The organism is Sulfuricurvum sp. (genome assembly GCF_028681615.1).
Classification (GTDB): domain Bacteria; phylum Campylobacterota; class Campylobacteria; order Campylobacterales; family Sulfurimonadaceae; genus Sulfuricurvum.
This window is the reverse complement of sequence record NZ_JAQUHV010000016.1, coordinates 21,835-44,902: the sequence shown is the minus strand read 5'-3', so window position 1 is coordinate 44,902 and position 23,068 is coordinate 21,835. Positions and strand designations below refer to the sequence as shown.

23 protein-coding genes and 1 pseudogene are annotated in these 23,068 nt (G+C 40.3%); 2 read left to right on the top strand and 22 right to left on the bottom strand.

Going from position 1 to position 23,068, the window contains the following annotated elements; all coding sequences use genetic code 11:
• From PHE37_RS11945 to PHE37_RS11860, 18 genes and pseudogenes are all read right to left on the bottom strand, one after another.
• A pseudogene (locus PHE37_RS11945) lies at positions 1-798 on the bottom strand (UDP-N-acetylglucosamine 4,6-dehydratase); the annotation flags it as partial.
• Positions 795-1,904 carry a UDP-N-acetylbacillosamine transaminase gene (gene pglE / locus PHE37_RS11940; RefSeq protein ID WP_299994733.1) on the bottom strand — a complete coding sequence of 370 codons (1,110 nt, stop codon included), beginning with the start codon at positions 1,902-1,904 and terminating at the stop codon, positions 795-797. The gene pglE and the pseudogene PHE37_RS11945, both read right to left, overlap by 4 nt.
• A 2-nt stretch (positions 1,905-1,906) precedes the next feature.
• Positions 1,907-4,018, bottom strand: a complete 2,112-nt coding sequence (locus PHE37_RS11935) for an STT3 domain-containing protein (protein WP_299994731.1) — start codon at positions 4,016-4,018, stop codon at positions 1,907-1,909.
• A gap of 89 nt (positions 4,019-4,107) precedes the next feature.
• On the bottom strand, positions 4,108-4,740 hold the full coding sequence (locus PHE37_RS11930; protein ID WP_299994729.1) for a NeuD/PglB/VioB family sugar acetyltransferase: 633 nt from the start codon (positions 4,738-4,740) through the stop codon (positions 4,108-4,110).
• Complete coding sequence (locus tag PHE37_RS11925) at positions 4,737-5,495, bottom strand: SDR family oxidoreductase (RefSeq protein WP_299994728.1); 759 nt, start codon at positions 5,493-5,495, stop codon at positions 4,737-4,739. The genes PHE37_RS11930 and PHE37_RS11925 overlap by 4 nt, the downstream gene beginning before the upstream one ends.
• Positions 5,492-6,526 (bottom strand): 3-oxoacyl-ACP synthase III family protein, encoded by a 1,035-nt coding sequence (locus PHE37_RS11920; protein WP_299994726.1) that lies wholly within the window; start codon positions 6,524-6,526, stop codon positions 5,492-5,494. Before PHE37_RS11920 ends, PHE37_RS11925 begins: the two co-directional genes overlap by 4 nt.
• Positions 6,523-7,557, bottom strand: coding sequence for an aromatic ring-hydroxylating dioxygenase subunit alpha (locus PHE37_RS11915; protein ID WP_299994725.1), 1,035 nt, complete (start codon positions 7,555-7,557; stop codon positions 6,523-6,525). The genes PHE37_RS11920 and PHE37_RS11915 overlap by 4 nt, the downstream gene beginning before the upstream one ends.
• Positions 7,558-7,559: 2 nt before the next feature.
• Entirely contained in the window at positions 7,560-7,781 is a 222-nt protein-coding gene (locus PHE37_RS11910) for an acyl carrier protein (protein ID WP_299994723.1), read from the bottom strand.
• The gene (locus PHE37_RS11905) at positions 7,778-8,785 is read right to left on the bottom strand and encodes a 3-oxoacyl-ACP synthase III family protein (RefSeq protein ID WP_300008666.1); all 1,008 of its coding nucleotides are present in this window, start codon (positions 8,783-8,785) and stop codon (positions 7,778-7,780) included. Before PHE37_RS11905 ends, PHE37_RS11910 begins: the two co-directional genes overlap by 4 nt.
• Positions 8,782-9,396 (bottom strand): sugar transferase, encoded by a 615-nt coding sequence (locus tag PHE37_RS11900; protein ID WP_299994720.1) that lies wholly within the window; start codon positions 9,394-9,396, stop codon positions 8,782-8,784. The genes PHE37_RS11905 and PHE37_RS11900 overlap by 4 nt, the downstream gene beginning before the upstream one ends.
• Positions 9,386-10,498, bottom strand: a complete 1,113-nt coding sequence (locus tag PHE37_RS11895; protein ID WP_299994718.1) for a glycosyltransferase family 4 protein — start codon at positions 10,496-10,498, stop codon at positions 9,386-9,388. The genes PHE37_RS11900 and PHE37_RS11895 overlap by 11 nt, the downstream gene beginning before the upstream one ends.
• Positions 10,495-11,460 carry a glycosyltransferase gene (locus tag PHE37_RS11890; RefSeq protein ID WP_299994717.1) on the bottom strand — a complete coding sequence of 322 codons (966 nt, stop codon included), beginning with the start codon at positions 11,458-11,460 and terminating at the stop codon, positions 10,495-10,497. Before PHE37_RS11890 ends, PHE37_RS11895 begins: the two co-directional genes overlap by 4 nt.
• A 9-nt stretch (positions 11,461-11,469) precedes the next feature.
• A complete protein-coding gene (glf, locus tag PHE37_RS11885; RefSeq protein ID WP_299994716.1) occupies positions 11,470-12,609 on the bottom strand; it encodes a UDP-galactopyranose mutase in 1,140 nt (379 codons plus the stop codon).
• A 103-nt stretch (positions 12,610-12,712) separates the two neighbouring features.
• Positions 12,713-13,687, bottom strand: coding sequence for a glycosyltransferase (locus PHE37_RS11880; protein WP_299994714.1), 975 nt, complete (start codon positions 13,685-13,687; stop codon positions 12,713-12,715).
• Positions 13,665-15,200 (bottom strand): glycosyltransferase family 4 protein, encoded by a 1,536-nt coding sequence (locus PHE37_RS11875; protein ID WP_299994712.1) that lies wholly within the window; start codon positions 15,198-15,200, stop codon positions 13,665-13,667. Before PHE37_RS11875 ends, PHE37_RS11880 begins: the two co-directional genes overlap by 23 nt.
• Before the next feature lie 47 nt (positions 15,201-15,247).
• Complete coding sequence (locus PHE37_RS11870; RefSeq protein ID WP_299994711.1) at positions 15,248-15,997, bottom strand: TylF/MycF/NovP-related O-methyltransferase; 750 nt, start codon at positions 15,995-15,997, stop codon at positions 15,248-15,250.
• 114 nt (positions 15,998-16,111) lie between these two features.
• On the bottom strand, positions 16,112-17,821 hold the full coding sequence (locus PHE37_RS11865) for an ABC transporter ATP-binding protein (protein ID WP_299994709.1): 1,710 nt from the start codon (positions 17,819-17,821) through the stop codon (positions 16,112-16,114).
• Positions 17,818-18,651: a hypothetical protein gene (locus PHE37_RS11860; RefSeq protein WP_299994707.1), complete on the bottom strand. Its 834-nt coding sequence runs from the start codon at positions 18,649-18,651 to the stop codon at positions 17,818-17,820. The genes PHE37_RS11865 and PHE37_RS11860 overlap by 4 nt, the downstream gene beginning before the upstream one ends.
• A gap of 107 nt (positions 18,652-18,758) precedes the next feature.
• Between PHE37_RS11860 and asnB the strand changes: the two genes are divergently transcribed.
• The gene (gene asnB, locus PHE37_RS11855) at positions 18,759-20,564 is read left to right on the top strand and encodes an asparagine synthase (glutamine-hydrolyzing) (RefSeq protein WP_299994705.1); all 1,806 of its coding nucleotides are present in this window, start codon (positions 18,759-18,761) and stop codon (positions 20,562-20,564) included.
• Between the two features lie 2 nt (positions 20,565-20,566).
• Here the strand turns inward: asnB and PHE37_RS11850 are convergent, their stop codons facing one another.
• The 4 genes from PHE37_RS11850 to dcd all read right to left on the bottom strand — a co-directional run bounded on the left by PHE37_RS11850 (position 20,567) and on the right by dcd (position 22,535).
• Positions 20,567-21,061: a GAF domain-containing protein gene (locus PHE37_RS11850; RefSeq protein WP_299994702.1), complete on the bottom strand. Its 495-nt coding sequence runs from the start codon at positions 21,059-21,061 to the stop codon at positions 20,567-20,569.
• Complete coding sequence (locus tag PHE37_RS11845; protein ID WP_299994701.1) at positions 21,058-21,573, bottom strand: GAF domain-containing protein; 516 nt, start codon at positions 21,571-21,573, stop codon at positions 21,058-21,060. Before PHE37_RS11845 ends, PHE37_RS11850 begins: the two co-directional genes overlap by 4 nt.
• A gap of 121 nt (positions 21,574-21,694) precedes the next feature.
• On the bottom strand, positions 21,695-21,931 hold the full coding sequence (locus PHE37_RS11840; protein ID WP_299994699.1) for a DUF465 domain-containing protein: 237 nt from the start codon (positions 21,929-21,931) through the stop codon (positions 21,695-21,697).
• 43 nt (positions 21,932-21,974) lie between these two features.
• Positions 21,975-22,535: a dCTP deaminase gene (dcd, locus tag PHE37_RS11835; protein WP_299924157.1), complete on the bottom strand. Its 561-nt coding sequence runs from the start codon at positions 22,533-22,535 to the stop codon at positions 21,975-21,977.
• Between the two features lie 73 nt (positions 22,536-22,608).
• Here dcd and accB point away from each other — a divergent pair, with 73 nt between their 5' ends.
• Positions 22,609-23,067 (top strand): acetyl-CoA carboxylase biotin carboxyl carrier protein, encoded by a 459-nt coding sequence (gene accB, locus PHE37_RS11830; RefSeq protein WP_300008664.1) that lies wholly within the window; start codon positions 22,609-22,611, stop codon positions 23,065-23,067.
• The last annotated feature ends 1 nt before the right edge of the window (position 23,068 follow it).

Here is a 23,068-nt window from a genome sequence, read left to right as displayed (position 1 = left end):
TGGATGGCGGGCGAGAAGCTCTTCGATCGAGAGTGTTTCGATACGGTTATGGGCATCATCCAATAGGCGTGAGCGCTTGATTTCATGTACCCCTGCATCACTGAGGACTTGATAGGCTTTGCGCAAAGAGTCGTTTGGCAATGAACCGTCAATAATCGCGGCAGTGATCGATTTCGATGTGATGAGGGAAGGGACATCGTCAATCCCGAATATTTTTATGTTGTTGAGATAAGAACCGATCATATTGTGATTTTTTTCTTGAAGTACGATAATTCCTAGCGGATAGTATTCATTGGACTCTTTCAGCATATTTTTAATCAGATTGGCACTGTTGGAAGAGACTCCGATAAGCAGAGTAGGTTTACGATCGGCACGAGGTGCACCGATTTCGATGATGGAACGTTTTAAGAGACGAAGCCCTCCTAAAAAGATGAAGGAAAATAAAAAATCGATAATGATGACACTTCTGGGAAAAGGGAAAAATAAGGCAGGGGATGAAGTATGGATCAGTGCAAAAATCCCATAGGTTATGAGATGGGCAAAAAAGAGATTTTTGGCTTCTTGTAAGCCGTAAAAACGCCAAATAATCGTGTAGTTTTTAAACCAGTGTATGAAAAACAATTTAATCGAAATTAAGGCTGCGGCAACCCATAAAAACGGAACCAAAAACGGATCCGGTATATCAAAGTTGAACCGTAGAAGATAAGAGACATACAGTGTCGAGAGAGATAAAAAGATATCGGAAAAAAGAAAAAAAGCGATCCGTTTAACATTGCTCGGACGTAGCCATCCGATCATCGTAGGACCTTTTTAAGAATACTACAGACACGATCGACGTCGTTTCGATTCATCTGGGTTCCGCTGGGGAGACACAGCCCTTTTTCAAAAAGGCTTTGGGATGTTCCGTTTTGGAAACAAAGAGCCTCTTTGAAAAGCGGTTGCATGTGCATCGGTTTCCAAAGAGGACGGCTTTCAATGTTCTCTTCTTCGAGGGCAAGACGGATGCGGGTCGGATCGGAGTGCTCGAACGTGAGTGTGGTCAGCCACCGGTTGCCTTTTGCCTGTGAGAGTTCCGGCATAAAGGTTATCTCTTCGATATCGTTCAACACTTCGCGGTACCACTCGAAAATCTGTCGTCTGGCTGCTATCCGCTCTTGCAAAACTTCCATCTGCGCTACTCCGATAGCGGCTAGAATATTACTCATGCGATAATTGTACCCGTAGTCGGTATGCTCATAATGGGGTGCATCGTCACGTGCTTGGGTCGAATAAAAACGGGCTTTGTCGATGAGCGCTTTATTTTTAGAGATCAGCATTCCTCCCCCGGAGGTCGTGAGTATTTTGTTTCCGTTAAAACTGTAGACCCCGAAGGTTCCAAAGGTTCCGGTTTGCTGATTATTGTAGGTGGCTCCAAGGCTTTCGGCAGCATCTTCGATGATGGGAATGTCATAATGGGTGCACAGTGCAATGATTGTTTCCAGATCGGCACATTGTCCGTAGAGATGGGCAAGGATGAGCGCTTTAGGTTTTACGGGTGATTCGATGATGGCCTTTTCAAGAAGAGAGGGATCGAGGTTCCAACTCACGGTGTTGCTGTCGATAAAAACCGGAGTTGCATTTTGGTAGAGAATCGGTGCAACCCCGCCGATAAATGTAAAGGATGAGGTTAAAACGATATCTCCCGCACCTATTCCCAGAACGCGCAAAGCTAAATGCAGTGCCGCTGTAGCACTGCTAAGTGCGAGAGCATGCGGGGTAGAGGTGAGATCGCGGATACTTTGCTCAAATCGTTCAACCATCGGCCCCAGCGGTGCGATATAGTTGCTCTCAAACGCTTCGGCAATATAGGTTTGTTCTCTTCCGCTCATATGCGGAGGGGAAAGAAATAGGCGTTGGGTATGCATGCTCATACTTTCAATTTATAAACTTTGCTCATCGGGTCAAGAATGACGGGCGTAAACAATTTTGGGTCATAATGATCAAAAACAAACATTTGGATATAGGAAGAGTTAAAATAAAAATCGTCCACGATTAAAAACCGTCCATAGCTTGCCATGAAGATAACGTTGAGACCGTCTGATGCAAAGTGCTGTTCATTGACAGAAAGTTTTTGAGCTTTGTCGTAACCGACTTGGTAAAAGCCTTTGATCGGTACTTCCTGATTATCGATTTTTAGGCTGTTTTTTTCTTTTAGGATGGAAATCCCACTTCCAAGATCAATGGTTTTTCCAGTATCTTTAGCCTCTTGAGTCATATAGAAGAAAGGCTGTTGAGGATGATCATTCGGATTTTTAAGATCCAGATTACTAAAGAGTGTTACCGTCGGAAAAATGTCCATCATCCGCAGTGGCAGATAGAAATAAATATTTCGTGTCGGTTTCGGCAATGAAGCGGGATTGAGCTGAATAGTGACCATTAGATCGTCAACCGAATCGGCTTTATATGCTTTGAACATCATTTTTGTAATATCGTCTGGGTTATTGGTTTCAAATCTGCGTTCCGTATATTCAACACTTAATCGTGCCATTGCGGCTGCATTTTGCTGAGGCTGGGTTAGAATATAGCTTACGGGATAATTGACATCCCCACTGTGTTTTCCACCGTCTATGAGCGTTTTGACATCGCTGTAAAAGCGTATAGGATAGCCGTAATCCCACCAAGAGACAACATAGTCTTCGTGTCCTGCAATTTTTCCGAGCTGTTCGAGAATAGAGACCTCTCCGGCAGTGAACACGGTTGGAGTCTTATACTCTTTAATATGTAAATAGTTAGGATAGAGAGCAACAGCGGTAAAAACGGACAAGACAATATATTTCAGCCATCCTTTTTCGATCGGGCGGCTAATGAGGACGATAAAATAAGCGAATCCGATTGCTATCGGTGCAACGGCATAAATCGTAAAACGTAGTCCTGCCGACATAGCGATAAATCCAAGCCCTACAAGGGGAAGGGTGATTAAGAGCGGACGATAGGCAAAGACGGCAAGAGCATAACCGATACAGGCAATAAGAAACGTGACCGTATGTCCGCTGATCCGTTCCGCAAAAACTGTAAAAGGGATATTTCCTGCTTCACGGACGGTTTGGGCTACGTTGTAAAAATGAAGCCCACCGGCTTCATTTGAGACAGTTTCACGGAATAGATACCCTTTTAGCTGTGCCCAGATTGGGTCAATCCCCCCTGTCGCAAAATAGATGACAATAATTGCCCCGAATAACACCCAAAACCATTTTTGATCGAGTGCCGGTCGAAAATGGAAAAAGGAAAAAACTCCTATCGCAATTGCAAGTTTGACCCAAATTGGAAGGGATAAAACACCAATGATGATAAAGAGTGCAATCTTATAGAAATAGTGATTTTTTCGTTCAAAGATGATGGCATAGATAAAAGTCATAACCAAAATCGCACTGTTGAGTGAATAACTCTGCGGATACCACCATTGATTTAACGCAAAGGCAAGGGTGATAGGAATTAAAAAACGGTTACGTTGATGAATAATAGCAAAAATGATAAAGTACACGGCAAACAGCGGTAATACGATAGTAAGCATATCGGTATCGTAATACCCCGTCATTGTTCTGTTGTAATAGCTGTTGGTTATGCTTGCGATCAGTGCTGCAATAAAGCCTATTGACGTTTGTCCTAATGTCCGTCCGATCAAAATAATCGGTATGACAATTAAAGAACCGAGAAACGAAGGCATATAGAGAATTAGTGTTTCAAAGCTTACTGGGACTATCTTGGAGAGCCATGCGGTTAGAAGGGCGAGGGGCTCGTTGACCGGTGAGAGGTCGTTTGGCTCATGGTAGCCTTGTAAGATATCACGTGCCCCTTCGGCAAAAAAGTATCCGTCATTTGTGTTTATCATCAATTCGTTATGCCAATGAAATTGTGGAACAGACTGAAAATCAGCCACCCAAATATAGCGCATGGAGAGAGAAAAGAGATACGCGACAATAATGAAGAAAAGGGTTAGTTTGACTCCGGAGTGTTCATTGGGAAGCTTTAGAAAATTCATGGCTTTCTTGCCTTTTTGGTGTGTTTTGTATTAGGGATCATAATTAAAGCGTTTAGTGTATCAAAAAGGTTCTTTTAGAACCCATAACGTTAATGTAGTGCGACCGGTTTTGGATGATTGTGCACTATCATCATGTTGCTTTGAAGCGAACGTTGAACGATTGTTCCCATTCCGACAATGCAATTTTCTCCAACGCTCAACCCTTGTTTAATCAAAGTCCCGACGCCGATCAGAGAGTTTTCTCCGATGATACACTCCCCGCCGATAAAAACTTGCGGAGATACGGTAGTGTTTTTGCCGATGTACGCATCGTGACCGATCAGGCTCGCGGTATTGATAATGACATGTGCACCTATTTTGGCTTCACATGAAATGAGGGCATTGTGTGCGACATAACTCCCCTCGCCTATCTCAACATCCACACTGATACGCGCATAGGGTGACACAAGGGTAGCGGAGGGGATATCATGCTCTTCTAAAAAATCGATTATTTTGATTCGGTTGGCAATTCCGGCGTGATTGATTCCACCAAACGCAATGTGAACATAGTCATACATCTCGCGTTTTGAGAGCAATTCATCCAGATACCCCAAATACGGATATGCCGAGAGGTTGTTTTGCTCGGCAAAGATACCGGCAATTTCAAAACCGTTTAAAAGAGCGATTTCAATAATCTCTTTCGCGAATCCGCCACCTCCGATGAGGGCAAGCCGTTTTTTCATAATAATGTTCTTCCTCCGTCGATAATGATATTTTGTCCTGTTATCCATCGGGCACTGTCACTCAGTAAAAAGACACATGCCGATGCTACATCCTCGGGATGACCTTCTCCAAGAGGGTACTCTTCTTTGATTTTTGCAAAGAACGCATCATTATAAACTTCCGGCGCATGGTGGACGATTTCGGTCACGATAAAACCGGGTGAAATGGCATTGACTCGGATGTTTTGTCTGGCGGTTTCGACGGCGAGCGATTGAACCAGAGAGTTGATTGCCCCTTTGGTCGCAGAATAATTGCCTAAACCGCTGTTACCCTGAACGGAGGCGATAGAGGAGAGGAGTATAATCGACGCGTTTGCGGTACATACCCGTTTGTCACAGAACCCTTTTGACAGCATGAGGGCGCTGAAATAGTTGATATCGAACATCGATTTGGCGTCGGAAAGATCGAGTGCTTTGAGGGGAGTGACACCGCCGATTCCGGCAGAGTGGACAAGGCCGGTTAATTTCCCGTATTTTTTTGCACAGTGTTTGATAAAATCGGGGATCTCTTCCAGTTGGGCTGCCAAATCAAACGGTTCAATCCATAAATGTTCCGGATGGAGGGCTTCGGTTTGTGCTTGAATGAGTTTGTCACTATTTCGGGCAACGGCGATGACGGAGCCCCCAAGCGCGATAATTTTAAGGGCAATGGCTTTTCCAAGACCGCTTGAGGCACCGGTAACCACAAAAATATCGTCAGAACTGAATTGAATCATGCCTCAAATCCTTTCAACATAGTTTGTGTGTTTGAAAGATCAAGAAGTGCGGCACTCATGGAATATCCTACGCCGAAGCCTGCTAAAAGAGCATGTGAACGAGTACATACTTCAGGCATATCGCAGATTAATAGGGGGATAGAGACACTAGAGCTGTTGCCGTAACGATCAATATTGATCGGAGTTTTATGTGCAATTCCCATTTTATCCGCTAAAAAATCAAGCATAAAGCGATTTGCCTGATGAAGGCAAAATACATCGATCATTTCCGGAGTTTGATTCGACAGTGTATAAACTTCTTCTAAGAGAGAGGGGACTTCTTCGACGGTAAAATTGAAAATTTCGGTTCCATTCATATAGAGGGTTGATGCAGAGGTAGTATTGCCGGTTTCATCACTCTGTTTTTCATACGAGTTTGCACACAAGGGTGAGGCGATTCCGCCATCAGGGACGATAAGATTGGTATATCCATGTCCGTCAGATTTAAGTACGAAATAGCTTTTAGAATCATTCGTTCTTTCACATAGCGTTACGCTGGCAGCATCGCCGAAAAGAAAAGCGGTTGATTTGTTTTCCGGTTCAGAGATTTTTGAAATCGCATCTCCGTCAAACAAAAGGATCCGTTTGATATCAGAGGCAGTTTCGAGCAAGGCAAACGCTTGAGAAAGACCGTAAATGTATCCAGAACATCCTTGATTGATATCAAAAGCCAAAGCATCTTTTTTGAGATCTAACAACCCGTGCAGCACGTTTGCTGTTGTCGGAAGCCGATATTCGGGAGTTTGACTTACTACAATAACAGCATCGATGCTTTGTGGATCAATGGTCTTGAAAATTTCCTGTGCTGCTTGAATATACAAGGGCAAGAGAGAAGTTTTTTCATCGAGAACGTGGCGTGTTTCAACCCCTGTCATTTTAATTATTTTCTTTTTCGTTTTATCATCAAACGGCAAATCATGATTGTTTATTTTTTGGTTAGGAATAACGGTCACAATGCGGCTGATTGCAGCGTGGGTATAGGTGATTTTCATAAGGGTTCTTCTTTAACGAGAGCTTCATAATGGCGGTGAAAGGCAAGGATCCGTTTTTCTTGGCGGTTATAGATGTACGGAGCGCTTAAAGCGGTTCCCATCTGGACCAGTTGACAAATCCGGGCGTCTTCGGCAAAAATTTGGCGATTCAGCTGAGCCACATTGTCGAAGAACGAAGTGTACTCAGTTTGTGTTGCATAGGTACGGCTGGAAAATGCCGTTTCCGTAGGTGTTTTTGGGTAAAAATTCTGAAAAGCGTAGGAGTACCCGAACGTTGAAGAAATCATGGAAAAAGGGAAAAGATAAAGGCTGAAATAGCACTCGTTGCGGTATTTGTTGTCAAAAAGGGTGTGGAGTTTTGACAGTTTGGTATGCACTTTTGTATTTCCAAGCGGGGATTCCCATAGCGAATTGGTTTGATCAAATGTCACTGTTCCGTCCGTCGGTTCCAGTGTCCCAAGCGAAGTCGGATGAACGGAAGAGACGTGATAGTTTTCGAGGGCATTTTCGAGCGAAATTTTCCAATTGGCTGAAAAAGGCTCGTCGTTATCGTCGATAAGACGGGAAATATCGTGGGAGAGGGTTTCTAGCAGTTCCCAAAAAGAACCGAGCTGTTCTCTCAGTGTCGCGGAAGGAGCCGGTGAAAAAAAGATGAAATTTCCGCACAGCTCGATCGCATAGGTACGCAGAGCAGCGGAGTTGATCTCATCTTCATTAAAAAGTTTTCGATTGGGAACGATACATTTGCCTTCTCCGAAACGCCAACCGTGATAAGGGCATACGAGCTCTTTGGAGCCATGTTCTTCCGTTATAAGCAAACAGCCTCTGTGCGGACAGCTATTTTCAAAAGCAATGATGTTTCCGTTGTCATTGTAGAGAACAATGTCATGTCCGCCAGCCTGAATACGTCGAAAATCGTTTGGTTCGTTTAATTCAGAGCGGTGCGCTCCAAAGTGGTAAAAGCGTTCAAAGAGCGCTTCGCACTCTTTATCATGCGTTGATTGTGTATGATAATCCGCTCTGGATGTCATACTTAGATGCCGGATAGAGCTATGATATCTCCAACACTTTGGCATTGTTTGAGTTCATCAAGCGGTACTTTTTTACTGAGCTTTTTGTCAAATAAAGCGATGATACTGATAAAAGCCAACGAGTCCCAATCTTCAAGACCGGCAAGTGCCGTCGTTTCATTTAAACTCCCCTCATCTGCTTGGAGAATATCTTCAATCTCGGTTATTAAATCTTGTTTAGTCATTTTTGATCCTCGGCAGTTTTATATGTCAAAATGGTGGCGGCCCACGAATATCCGACCCCAAATGATACAAGCATCACTCTATCATTTTCCTTAACGGTTTTGGTTCGCATAAGCTCTGAAAGGACGATGGGAATAGTGGATGAGACGGTATTCCCGGTATCTTCCATACAGATTAAAAATTTTTCTTCGGGGATACCGATTTTATCTCTCAAATGGGTCAGCATAAAACCGTTTGCCTGATGGAAAACGAAGTGCTCAATCTCATCCATACTCAGGTTATGTTTCGCCAGTATGGCTGTTACAGCTGAGGGGACATGTTCGAGAGTAAAGGAAAAGACTTCCGATCCGTTCATATAAAGGTTGTCTTCGCTGCGGACATTGCCTGAATCGTCTTGGTGCTCGATGGAGGTTTGGGGACTTTTTGGGTATTTCAAACCGCTGGTTTTGACGCATATGTTGTGTGCACCGCTGCCGTCGGTACCAAATATAAACTGCCCGATGTTCTCCACATCGGTTTGTTCCAAGAGAGTTGCACTTGCGCCGTCCCCGAAAATAGAGCGGTTGGCGCGATCCAGCGGATGAATGTATTTGGTATAGGTGTCGGTTGTAACGATCAAGATTGTGTGTGCCTGTTGGGTAGCCAAAAGCCCTTTTGCGAGTGAGAGGGCATAGACATATCCGGTACATCCTTGATTGATATCGACAGCACCGATAGCATTTTGCAAACCCAAGCGGTGTTGTAAAATTCCGGCATTGCCCGGGATGACGAAATCGGGGCTTTGGGTGCAGTAGAGAATATAGTCAATAGTGGTTCGGTCGATGGCATGGTCGGCGAATAGCTTTTCACATCCTTTGACCGCCAAATCCAAAGCTGTCTCATCCGGAGCACTGACATGCCGTTGGCGTATTCCGGTTTTGGCAAAGATTTTTTTAGAGGGCCATCCCAGCGCTTCAAAGGTCTGATTATCTTCGATATTGGAAGGAAGATAATACGATATTTTCATTTTTTTTCCTTAGTCCCGGTGAACTTTTCCATGGTTGCTTCTCCTGCTTGGGATATCCCTTCTTTGATAAACACCTTTGCAAAAGTACGATAAAAGATTTTAAAGTCGAGCGCAAACGATATATTATTGACGTATTCGACATCATAACGAAATTTTTCTTCCCAGCTGATCGCATTGCGTCCGTTTATTTGAGCCCACCCGGTAATGCCGGGTTTGACATCATGTCTCCGTGCCTGCTGCGGAGTATAGAGCGGCAAATATTCCGGCAAGAGAGGGCGTGGTCCGATAAAACTCATTTCACCCTTGAGAACATTGAGCAGTTGGGGGAGCTCATCCAAACTGAAATTTCGGATGAATCGACCTATTCCCTTCAATCGCTCTGAATCCGGCAGAAGGTTCCCTTGGGAATCTTTTTCATCCGTCATGGTACGAAATTTATAGATCGTAAAAATCTTTCCATGCAATCCTGGACGGCGTTGGGCGAAAACAACGGGACGTCCCATGCGAACGGCAATCATGAGTGTGACGAGTAGGATGAAAGGCGAAAAGAGGATCAATAAAATCAATGCTCCGAAACGATCCAGTAAGGGTTTGATCAGATTAACGTACACGCTGCAGTCCGTACACTTCGAGATGTTTGTCGACAATTGTAGCGATATCGAACTCTTTTAAGGCTTTTTCCCTTCCTGCCTGTCCCATTTGAGAGCGCAAATCAGGGTTAGAAATGAGTTTTTCGATTGCATTGGCCAATGCGTTTATATTGTGTGGGGGTACTAGAAATCCGTTAACCCCATCATCCACGGTTTCTCGGCATCCGACGACATCGGTAGTGACAATTGGTAGTCCCATACTTGCAGCTTCCATAGATGTTCTGGGGAGCCCCTCTCGATAATAGCTTGGGAGGACAAAAATATCGCTTTGGGCTAGGATATGACAAATATTGGTTTGGTGGCCGAGGTAGTGTATGGCGGTCTGTTCTTTCATAAATGTTTCTGTGACACTAAAACGATTTCCTTCATCGGGAGAACCAACGTATTGGAATGAAACTTCGGGATATTTTTTTGTTAGGATGGTAGCAGCTTCAATAAATTCCAAAACCCCTTTATGTTTAAGAGCACGTGCAACCATTGTTACTCGAATCCATTTATCCTCTTTAGATAAAGGTCTCCATTTATTTGTATCTATCCCTACCCCTTTCATAATGAAAACTTTAGCAGGTGAGACAATTTTTTTAGAGATCAGATAATCCGGGTCATCATGATTGACAAACATTACGGTATCGGCGAGTTTAAACGTTTGACGATAAAGCAGCTCAATCAGATTGCGGACAATGCGGCTTTTTAAATCGTTTTCGAGATAAAAACTTCCCAGTCCTTCGACAAGGTTGATGATACGAGGCACGCGGGCGAATCTCCCTGCGATAGTGCCGTAAATATTGGGTTTGGCTGTAAAGGTATGGAGAATATCAAGTTTGAGTGGTGTGATGGCAGTATAGATATGTCGGATCGCATTGAGTTCTTTAAACGGGTTGAGACTCGAACGCTCTATTTTATACGGGATATGGGTAATCCCGTGTTCGCAAAAGGAGTTGCTTATTTCTCCTGCTGGACATATCGCATACACTGTATGTCCTTGACGCACCAACTCCTGCATGACCGGCAGACGGAAAAGCCAAATGTTGTAATCGAGGTGGGAGAGGAAGCCAAAGGTCATAACAATTTTTCTTCACAATCAAGCGGTGTACATAAAGTTAATATCTCAACGTGCGATTTCGAAAAGTCTTTTTTGAATGCATCTTTAATAGCAGTGAAAAGTATTTTTTTGTACAGGACAGGATTATTATAATGTTTTTCTTTTCTCCACCACGAAAAAATTTTTACCAAAGCTAAGGGATAAAAAAATATACCTGCCATCATACGGTATAGCTCTAAATTATTCCGGTAAATATAATAGACTTTCCATAACGGAGAAATTGTTTTATTGTCTTGTATAATAGTATTGCAATCGTGAATAAATTTAAGAGTAGGAAAAAAATAGTGTTTAAACCCAGCTTTTCTGACTTGGAGGGTATACAGTACATCATCTGCATAGATAAATAACTCCTTTCGAGGCAACCCTACTGTTTTGACAATATCAGTTTGCACAAAATAGCCGACAAATGATGAAGCATCAATTTCATAATACTGTTCAGTATGATACATATTATCCTGAATATGGATAGATTTTCGACCGTGAAATAAAAAAGAAATAACTCTATCCCAATGCCAAAATGGATTAATACCTGGACGGTTCATATTTACAATCTGATGATTAGGAGAATAGACGGCAGCTGCGATGCTCCCGGCTTCTTTTGGTAAAGCAATCGATTTGAAAAGCTTTATGGAATCTTTCTGTGGGTAGGCATCATCATCGTAACAGACCAACCAATCGGCATCTGTATTATCTGTTACTTCTTTAAAGCCAACATGAAATCCCCCGGCACCTCCGATATTGGTTTCCAAATGTATAATTCGAAGACGATAATCGAGTAATGAATCGAGCCATTTTTTGGTTTCATCTGTCGAAGCATTGTTTATAATAATTAAATAGTTAATCTCTTCATCTAATGTTTTTTGTACAGTGAGTTTGAGTTTTTCCAGTCGGTTAAATGTCACGATTACGGATGCGATTTTCAATTGTTTCCTTTAAGCTAACGGATCGATCATAAATGGTGGTGTTTTACCTTCATCTTTGAAGCGATCAGCTGTTTCCAATGCCTCTTTGATTGTTACATCCATATCGAGATAACGATATGTCCCTAAACGCCCGACAAAAGTGATCTTTTCCTCTTTGTTCGCCATTTCGACATAACGGCGAAGCAACTCCTGCTCCTGGGTTTGACGAATCGGATAATAAGGGATATCGTTTGGTTCGCATTGTCTGCTGTATTCTTTGAAATAGAGCGTTTGTTTATGATCTTCCCATGGGGCGAAGTGTTTGTGCTCACTGATACGGGTATAGGGGGTATCGAGGTCTCCATAGTTCATTACCGCGCATCCCTGAAAGTCTCCACTGTCACGGTGCATTTCGAAATCGAGGGTGCGATAGCCTAATCGTCCTAATTCATAGTTATAGTAGGCGTCGATAGGACCGCTATAGAAAACATGATCATAATCAGAAGCCATTTCTTTGGTAAAACGGGTATTTAAATGGACACTGATAGAGGGATGATCTAAAATCGCTTCGATTATAGCGGTATAGCCATCACGCGGCATCCCCTGATATTTGTGAGCAAAATAATTGTCATCGTAATTGAATCGTACGGGGAGACGTTTTAGAATGTTTGCAGAAAGAGTTTTTGGGTCAATCCCCCATTGCTTGATCGTATAGCCTTTAAAAAACGCTTCGTAGAGTCCACGCCCTAAAAATTTTAACGCCTGTTCTTCGAAATTGCACGGTTCTCCGATCGATGGATCAGAGAGTGTTGCTACAAATGCTTTGGCTTCATGCGGCGACATTGCTTTCACAAAAAACTGATTGATGGTGTGTAGGTTGATGGGAAGAGAGTAGACTTGTCCATTGACTGTTGATTTAACACGATTGACATAAGGCATAATCGCACCGAATCGATTCACGTATTTCCACACCCGGTCATTATCGGTATGAAAGATATGTGGACCGTATTTATGGACGGTGATACCACTTTCTTTATCGATATAACTGTATGAGTTGCCACCAATATGTTCGCGTTCTTCGAGAAGTTCTACAGTGTATCCTGCTTCTGCTAATTCTCGTGCGATGACAGAACCGGAGAAGCCTGAGCCGATGATAGCGATTTTCGTCATTTTTTTCCTTGCTACTTAAAAGTTTTCATAAATGGTTCTTCTATCGTTTTATATGTTAAATCTGAAATGGTCTAATTTATTTAAAATATTTTTGTTTGAAGTATTAAATAAATTCTTTTTCTGGATTAAAAAAGAGAGAGGACAAAACACTAATAAAGTTTGATTTAGCAAATAGAAAATTATGGTTTTTTCGATTTTTGTATATGAATATGGAGTCAAAAATTGCTTTTTTGATTAATACAAAAAGAAATAATTTAAAATTTTTTCTTTTTAATGCATGTAATGAATTACGGATACCATACTTGAATTTCCATAAGTCATTAACTGATGCACTTAAAATATTTGCTCCGTAATTAAAGGGAGTTTTGTGTACTACAGTACTATTCATTGAATATATCCCTATAAAACCTTGGTCTGAAATTCTTGAAGTAAATTCGACATCATCATACCAAATAAAATATTCTTTATAGGGCAAACCACTAAATTGTATTGCTTCAAATGTGATTAAAACAGAAACAAAGGAACATGAATAAGCAACTAACACGTCATCTTCATCTAGAGTATTAAAAGGAAGGCTATCATTTTTATAAATTGAATGAATTGTCGGAATATTCATAATGTGGACGGTATGATCAGTATGTAAAACTTTACTACAAACAAATCCTATTGGCGATTTTAACTTTTCAGACGATATTTTATAGCTTTTTATTAGTTCTGAAAGTGTTGAATTGTGTGGAATAGTATCATCATCCATTAACCAAATGAAATCAAATTTATGAGAAAAAGCCTCTTTAATACCAATATTGAATCCACCGGCTCCACCAATATTCATTGATGTTTTTTTATAAAAGATTGATATCCCATTTTTTATAACTATTGTCTTATCCGTACTTATGTATTTAGCTTCAACTAATTTTTGTGTAGTTCCATCATTACTGCAGTTATCAATAATAACTATGCTATCTACGGGATAATTTTGATTAACGATAGAATTTAAACATTCAAGTAATAACTCTTTTCTATTATATGTAACTACTACGGCACAGATTGTGGGTTTATTTGAAATTGAATTTTGCATATATGTCCCTATAAACTTGATCTAATACTTCCCATGCGTTTTGTTTTTGTTTCATTTCGTCTACTTTCTTTTTTATTTCAATAAAGATATTTTCTCGAAATATTTCATTTGTCGTGAGGTTAAGTAAAATTTTTTCCCATCTATTTCTAGCTTTAAAGATTGTTGAAGGAAGTAATAAATTTTGAGGGACTATTTCATTTTGTGCCCCTACATCAGTCGAAACTACTATGCATCCTTGAGCAAGCGCTTCATAAGCTACTAGAGTGATTCCTTCATTTTCTGAACTTATAAGTAAAATATCATTTTGTTGCATGATTGTTAATACATTTGTATTGCTTGGAAAAAATTTAAAATATTTTGCATAACCACTTTTATTGATAGCATTTATAAAAGATTTTAAATGTTCCCCATCACCAACAATATTTACAGTTGTTTCAAAATTAGATTTAATCAAAAATGCTACAGCATCAATTAGTAAAACAGCTCCTAAAATAGGTCGTTTTTGTGTGACCATTCTCCCCACAAAACAAATATTAATCTTTTTATTCAACAGGTTATTTTGAATATTAAAAGTGGATGGATATGAGAGAGTTTTGCCTAAATGACCAAAAATAATTTTACTTTTATCAATACGATGAGTTAAAAAAAAGTTTTCTAATCGTTTACTTATGACATGATGATAATCAATGTAATTTGTCCAAATAACTGATAAACGAGGGAACCCCAACCGATTTCTTTTTTTCTCATCAATGTGTAAAGTATCAATGGCTATTATTGATCGAAAAAAACTTTTGACCAATGCTATTACCTGATAAAAATGTGTGCTATGATGATTATGAATAATGGATATTTTATGATGTTTAATGAGTAATAGTATAAATTTAAGCCTTTTGCCAAGAGGAATTTGACGATCTAATTCATATATTAAGTATTTGTGGCTAAGTTGTTCAAAATAAAATGGTCGAGAAGAACGTGACGATAAAACAATAGGTGTTATATTGTTTTTTTCCATTATCAAGCATGTTTCGACGGCAAATTTTTCAGCACCACCAACATCTAACCAATGCATCATTACTAGAGCTGTGGGTGTTTGTTCAGACGTACAGTCGGTTTTCCATGGGAAAGTTTTATATTTTTTATTAAAATGTATATGCTGTTTCATCTCAAGATAATTGAAAATCAATTCTAAAACAGTTTCATGTAATAATGGATATGAAGATAATAAATAACTAATTTTTCTAGTATTGCTTATAGGAAAATTATTTTCTTGTGATTGATTTTTTGATGGAATAGTTATTTCAAATGAATGTGAAACTGGTAAATGCATTGGTCCAATATGTATCTGATACTCATTCAAAATGGCATGAGCGAGTATATTTAGTTTTATATTTTTCGGTCCTTTTAAATCTTGTATTTCCGATGGTTTTAGCTGAATAAATATATGTTCATTAGGGAATAATAAAGTATAGATTTCTTTTAATCTTAATTTTTCGTATTCTATTACAGATGTCATTTTATTTCCATACTTTCAGTTTTATCCTTTAGTGTTGTTAAATCTAATCAGAGTATTTTAACTGCCACTCTTTCACCACAGTAGGCGATATATTCATAATTGATCCGTTGTTTTTGGACAAATTCATGAAAAGCTTTAAGCTCATGATTTTCAAAATTGGGATAATTAAAGTACTCATCAAAAATGATTATCATATCTTTGGTAATGTACTTCGCAAGTTCGTTAAAAACATCTTTTGTTGATGAGTATAAATCGCAATCAATATGCAATAATTTGATTCCTTCACCTTTATATACTTTTAAAAATACAGGAAGGGTGTCAGAAAACCATCCTTTAATCAAAGTAACATTTGATTGTACATTAGGCAATTTTCCATTTCGGTTAAAATCGAAAAAATGATAGCCTTGCCACTCCTCAGGTAATCCTTCAAAAGAATCAAAACCATATATGTTGGATGATACAGATAGGCAGGCAAATTTATTAATAGAATACCCACTGAATACTCCAAATTCAAAAATATCTCCATTGGATCTACTTTTTGAAACACAATAAGAAAGAAATTCATCATAATCAACAATACAAATTGCATTTTTCATATTTTCATAAATGTAATCTATTGTTTTTTTCTGCGCAACTTCACAAACTTTATAAAATAAATACTCAGGTCTTCTTGGATCATTATATTTAATTTCATTCAACTGATTTTCAATATGTTCTAAGCGCTTAGATAGTTTATCTGACAAAATAGATGCATTTTTTTCCATTATTTTGATGACTAATTTTTTAATGAAATTCATTTTTCGCTCCAATAATATTTCTAGGTATAGATTTTCTCTTTTATTTTAGACATCTTGTACTCTTTTAACTATGAAAATTATATAGTCTTTATTGTTCTAAACAGGAAAAGATTATTATTTTCTCCTTATTAGTTTTTGTGTAGAAGTAAATACATATATTTTTTGACATTTTTCAATCGTACTGAGTCGATGAGCAATAACAATTAATGTTTTATCTTCGCATATTCTATAGAGCTCTTCCATAATTTTTGCTTCAGTTTCGTTATCGAGTGCACTGGTGGCTTCATCAAGGACTAAAATTTCGGGATGTCCATAGAGTGCACGGGCGATTGCGATTCGTTGACGCTGCCCACCGCTGAGCTTGATTCCACCCTCGCCGACGATCGTGTTTATGCCTTGATGATGGGTCTCTAAAAATTCTAAAATTTTGGCTTGACGAAGAGATTCTTTTATTCGAACATTGTCGATAGGTTTCCCGAAAGCGACATTTTGAGCTACCGTACCGTCGAAGAGATAAATACTTTGGGGAATATATCCGATTTTACTTCGCCAAGCTTTGATATTGGATTCATCCAATAGTGTACCGTCCACGCTGATTGTTCCGCTTTTTGGCCGATAAAGTCCGATGATGAGGTCAATAAGGGTTGATTTTCCGCTACCGCTTTCACCGATAAAGGCGATTCTATCACCCTTATGGATAGTCAGGGAAAGGTCGTTCAATATAGGTTTCCCTTCATTATATTCAAAGCGGATATGATCGAGTTGGAGGATTTCGTTGAAACTGACAGGGATGTCTTGAAGTTCTTCCGCATCGTACATGAGATCATTATGTATAATGTCGAGTGAATTTTTAAAAAAGAGGATTTGATTATAGCCTGAGAGGATACGGTTAGCGGATGGCATTAAACGATATAATCCCAATACAAACATCGAGATCAGTGCTAATACCCCTGAAATATCACTTTGATACTTTTGAACGAGGTAAATAATCATAAAAATAATAATCCCAAATCCAAGTGCTTCCAAGAAAATTCTTGGGAAATGGCTCAGGGTTTCATTTCGAATATTAGCAGACGCATAACCGGCGCTGGCATGGTCGAATTTTTCGAGAATAGATTCGGTATTTGAGGTGAGTTTCATCATTTTAAAATTTCCTAGACTTATTTGGATAATCTCGAAAAATTTTTTTTGATGTTCTTCACGGGAAATTCCCGCTTTTTTAATGGCACGTGATACGGTCATGGTGAGAAACAAAGCATTGACGATGAGAATGGTGCTGATAAGGAGGGTGATTTTCCAATTGATATAAAGCATAATTGAGTAAATAAAAATCACAACAAAGATTTCACTAAGCATTAGTAACAAACCTGAAATAAGTGCTGTCATATTTTGTGCTTCATTTACAATAGCTTTAGAAAGGTCTGCACTGTTTTTATCAATGAAGGAACGATAACTCATCCCCAAATAATTTTCAAAGAGTCGGTAGGCGATAAGATGGTAACGCCCTTTCGAAAATTTGGCCAATAAATAAAAATATCCGAGATTGAGCAGTGAGCGCAAGAAGTAGAAAATCAAAAGGGCTAGACCGATTGCTACTACAAAATTGATATTGCTGCTGAAATGGAAATATGTGTAAATTCTTTCTATATAGGTATTAGAATGGATATTGCTAAAGTTGCTGGCAATATTGATAAACGGCAGAATGGCACTGACTCCAATCATTTCAATAAGGGAAACGATGATTGAGATAAAAAACAAAATAAAAAGAAATTTTTTATCATGTCTAGTCAGAATTGAAAAAAGCTTTGTGAAAAAAAGCCTCATTTTTTCCCTACACGATCACAATATTTTTTAGCGATTAGAAGCCGTTCCTTGTGCCCTTTATCCGATAGGGCTTCGGGGATAACGTTGCGCAGATAATATTCGACGTATTTGCACAGGTTGATATCCCCCTGTATACCGGCCTCTTTTTTAAAACTTTGAATGGAACTTGAACGTTCGGAATTGCGAAAGAGTGCCTCGTTAAAATCATATCCGAAATAATTAAGTGCTTCGGTAAATTGATACGTGAGTTTATCCTTGATTTCATTGAAGTATTTGAGAAACTCTTCCCGATGCTGATCTTCAAATGTTTTAAGGGTAATGAACCGTTCATCCAGTTCGTGTTTATGATTTCCGATCATATGGATCGTATCTACTTGTTCACGGCGAACTTTTTTGAGTTCATGTTCAAATGCCGTTTTATCGGAAATAAGATTAGGTTCGTCAATAAACTGACGTTCCATCGTTTCTCGTCTTGAAGTAAGGCTCTGTTCTTTTGTAATCAGCATTTGAAGTTCAGATTTGAGAAGTTCAAATTGATGTTTTTCGGCAACATATCCCTCCTGTGCGAGCAAGAAGTCTTTCGTATAGACTCTTTGAGCATAGTTGGTACGCTGCTCAAAATCACTGTAGCGTTCGCTGAGAAAGCGGATGGTATTGAATTTGGTAACAAGTTCTTGATTGTAGATGGTCGTGTCCAAATCTTTGAACATACCGGCCGCAGAGTAGATAAATTCTTTAAAAACATCAAATCTGAACTCTTCGTCAAAATCAAAACCGATGGAGTTAAAATATTTTTTTACGATTTTAATATCATCTGCGAAAAAGTTCATAACTACTTGTTTCTGAGATATAGAAAGCGGTATCATCAATTGGGCTCACTCACGCGTACTTATGGTTGAGTTATGATAGCGTATAATTGCGAAAAAAAAGGTTTCACGTGTGCGGTGTATTCGGAATTATCGGTGAGTATTCGCCACATAAAGCACGTGAAGCGTTAAAGACGTTGCTTCACAGGGGTCGGGATCATTGCGGAATCATAGAACGCGATGGTGTATTTTTGGCCCATCAGCGTCTCTCTATCACCGATCCGCACCCTAGGTCTCATCAGCCGATGAGCAGAGGTCGGAGTGTGATCAGCTTTAACGGAGAGATCTATAATCATAGGGAACTTCGCAAACGTTTGAAGCTGAGCGAGTGGGAGAGCGCGAGTGATACCGAAGTCATATTGGCCGCCTATGAGGCGTGGGGAATCGAGTGTGTGAATCATTTGGAAGGGATGTTTGCTTTTGCGCTGTTGGACGAAGAAAAGCTCTATCTTGTCCGAGACCGTTTCGGGAAAAAACCGCTTTTTTATCATCAGGGAAAGGAAGTCTTCGTATTTGCTTCGGAGATTAAAGCTCTCAAACCTTTTTTAGCCTCAGTGGATATGAATAAGGAGGCACTCCATTCGTATCTTTCTTTTTTGGCTCCGACTCCGCCGCATACATTTTATAAAGGTATCGAAAAAGTGCAGAGCGGGGAATGGCTCTGTTTTGAAAAAAACAAACTATCCAAACACCGTTATTACGATGTTCTGCAGACCCCTTGTTCCGTAATTACGGATAAAGATGAAGCGTTGCGTCGGATAGAGGAAGAGCTTCATCGCTCGGTTGCCTTTCGCCTTGACACGGAGGCTCCGACAGCGGCATTGCTCTCAGGTGGCCTGGACAGTGCAATGATCTGTGCCATGGCGGCACGTCAGGGGAAAAAACTTCCTGTATATACGTTGGGGTACAATGAGTACGGTGCGTATGATGAGAGGGCAAACGCTGCCGTTACGGCTGATTATTTAGGACTGGAACATACGGAAGTGATTATTTCACAGGATGATTTCAACGAACATCTGGACGATCTGCTGACCCATATGGATGAGCCGTTGAACGATCCTGCGGCTTTACCGCTCTATTTGCTTATGAAAAAAATCGGTATGGATGGATATAAAGTCGTATTGAGCGGTGAGGGAAGTGATGAGCTGTTCTTGGGATACCGGCAATATTTTGAGTACCTCGATATCGAAAAAGCGGCCTCTTTACACCATAAAAACTGGCTCAAAAAATACTTTCATTCCCACTTTTCGATGAATCGCGAGTGGGAGTGGTACAAACGGGTTTTTGATGATACGCTTTTGTTTCGTACTTCGGGAGAAAAGTTTACCGATTTGCAGCAAAACAAACTTTTTCGTCAAAATATTCGGGACAACGAATCACTCCGATTTTTGAACGCTTATCGACAAGAATTTGAACAATCTTCCCACAGTGATCCGAGCATGTGGTACAGTATGATCGATCTGAAACTCTTTGTGGGTGAACATTTCTTGGCAAAACTTGATCGGGTTTCGATGGCGCATACTCTTGAAGCACGCACCCCATTTTTGGATCATCGGCTGGCCGAAACGGTTTTATCGATTGCCCCGAATCTGCGTATCGGTGAAGGTGAGACTAAAACCCTTTTAAAACAGGTTGCCCGAAACTATCTCAGCGATGAAATTATCGATCGGAAGAAAAAAGGGTTTGCGAACCCCTATATGGAATGGTTGATTGCTTCAGGGCGTTTGGACCTGATACGGGAAGTGAATGATAAAACGGGATTATTTTATCCCGAAGTGATAGAAGAGTATCTCGATTTGGCCCGCCGTGGCCGCTTCAAGCAACACGTATGGGGATTATACGTATTGAGCCATTGGATGAACAGAGAACTACTTTAGCCTTATTTTTTCTCCATAAGTAGAGCAAGTTCCAATGTTCCGCTGACATAGTTGGCGAAAAAGCTCATGATCCCTTCGTCTTTGTCGGTGAAATCTCCGTTGTATTTGTTGAGCAGCTGGATGACACCGATTACGTCTTGACGGGAGTTGAAGATAGGTACGGCCAGTATATTTCGGGTTACAAAGCCGCTTTTTTCATCAATCTTTGGTAAAAAGTGGGCGTTTTCATACGGGTTATTGACCAATTTAACGGTTTTGGTACGAACCGTTTCTCCGACAATTCCTGAATCAAGCCCAATAGCGATTCTCCCTATTCCGTCGCTCAATTTTGTCCAAAGCATGTTGCCGGGCAGGTCGACAATAAAGATCGAGCACCGTTCGGCACTCACGATCGCTTTGGCTTCTTCCGAAATAGTCGGCAATGCATCTTCGATGCGATCCAGTCCCGAGAGACGTTTTCCAAAATCGGCAATTCGTTTATAGATTTCTAGACTCATTCAGTCTCCTTGGCAAGTAATTTGGCATCATCATCAAACAGCATCGCAAGTTCGAGGTAGCCGCTGATGTAGTGGGCAAAAAAGATCATAAATTTGACATCATCATTTGAAAATCCGCCGGGTTTATTCAGCAGTTGAAATACTCCTATAATACGGCGGGCGGAATTAAAAATAGGTATTGATGCGATATTTTCGGTCACAAAACCGGTTTTATTGTCAATCGTGTGTAAAAATCGTGGATCTTCATACGGATTATTGACTAGAATCGGTTTAGCCTCTTTGAGTGTATGCCCGACAATCCCGTCGTCTTTATGTACCATGATTTTTTCTGTCTCATCGGCCAATGTCGTCCAAAGCATTTGCATATTGGGATTATAAATGAAGATAGAGCATCGCTGCGCTCCGCTGACTTGTTTCGCATATTCTGAGATCATCGGAAGCCCTTCACTCAGAGTCGGGCGTTTTAACAAAGATCGTCCAAATTCGGACAGAGCAGCGTAAGACGTTATCATAGAGTACCCCTTGAATAGTGTCGAGGAAAACATAAATCGTATCCACTTAAAGCTAAAAAGTAAATCAATTCAGTTGAAAAAAGTGAGGAAGGGAGCCCCCCAGGGGGGGATTAAGGAAAAATTAGAGGTTGTGTTCTTTTTTGTACTCGATGATCATTGCATATGCTTCGTCTTTGAGTAACAATTTTTCTTTTTTGAGTTTTTCAAGCTCAAGATCCGTCATCGGAAGCTCTCCGCTTTCACCTTTGGCAATTTGGGTGTCGAGATCATTGTGACGATCAAAAATTTTCAAAAAGTGGGCATTTGCCGCATCATTTTGTTTCATATGGGTGATAACATCGCGGTATTCGTGCAACATTGAGGTGTCCTTGCGTGGAATTTTGCCGGAATTGTACCACTAGTTAATTTAAAATCCGTGGAAGCGTGATCCCTTCTTGTCCTTGATACTTGCCGCTTTTATCTTTATAGCTGGTTTCGCACATCTCATCACCTTGTAAAAAGAGTACTTGCGCAATCCCTTCGTTGGCATAAATTTTTGCCGGGAGCGGAGTCGTATTTGAAATCTCGATGGTAATGTGTCCTTCAAACTCGGGTTCAAAAGGGGTGACATTGACGATAATACCGCAACGTGCATAGGTAGATTTGCCCAAACAGATGGCTAAAACATCGCGGGGAATTTTGAAATACTCTACCGTCCGGGCTAATGCAAAGGAGTTCGGCGGGACAATACAGACATCACCGACAAAATCGACGACATTCATGTCATCAAAGTGTTTCGGATCAACGACTGTGGAGTTTAGATTGGTAAAAATCTTAAATTCGTTCGTCACACGGATATCATATCCATAAGAACTAAGTCCGTAACTGACGACGCCCACACCCACTTGATCTTCACAAAATGGGGAGATCATTCCCTCATTTAATGCCTTTTCCCGTATCCATCCATCACTTTTGAGACCCATCTTCATATCCGTTGTTAATTTTATTTGTGGTAGTATAACACATCTATTACCCTACTTTTAGGAGCATTTTCCGATGGATATGAAACAAATTAAAGCTCTTTTGCAAGAGTTTGATGCAAGTACTCTTTCAAAATTAAAAATAACTCAAGATGCTTTTTCGATTGAACTTGAAAAAAATATCGGTGCAGTTGCTGCACCTGTAATGGTCGCTGCACCTGTAGCATCAGTAGCGGCTCCGGTTGCGGTTACGGCATCAGCTGAAACTTCGGCAGCTGCGGCTGTGGTTCCTTCAGGTGATATGATCCTGTCTCCGATGGTGGGGACATTTTATGCTGCTCCGTCACCGGATTCGGCTCCGTTTGTCAAAGTGGGTGATCGCGTTAAAAAAGGGCAGGTGATCGCAGTATTGGAAGCGATGAAAATCATGAACGAACTTGAGGCTGAATTTGATTGTAAGATCCTTAGCGTTCTTGTCTCTGACTCTCAGGCTGTCGAGTATGATATGCCACTTTTTGCGGTTGAGAAGCTTTAAT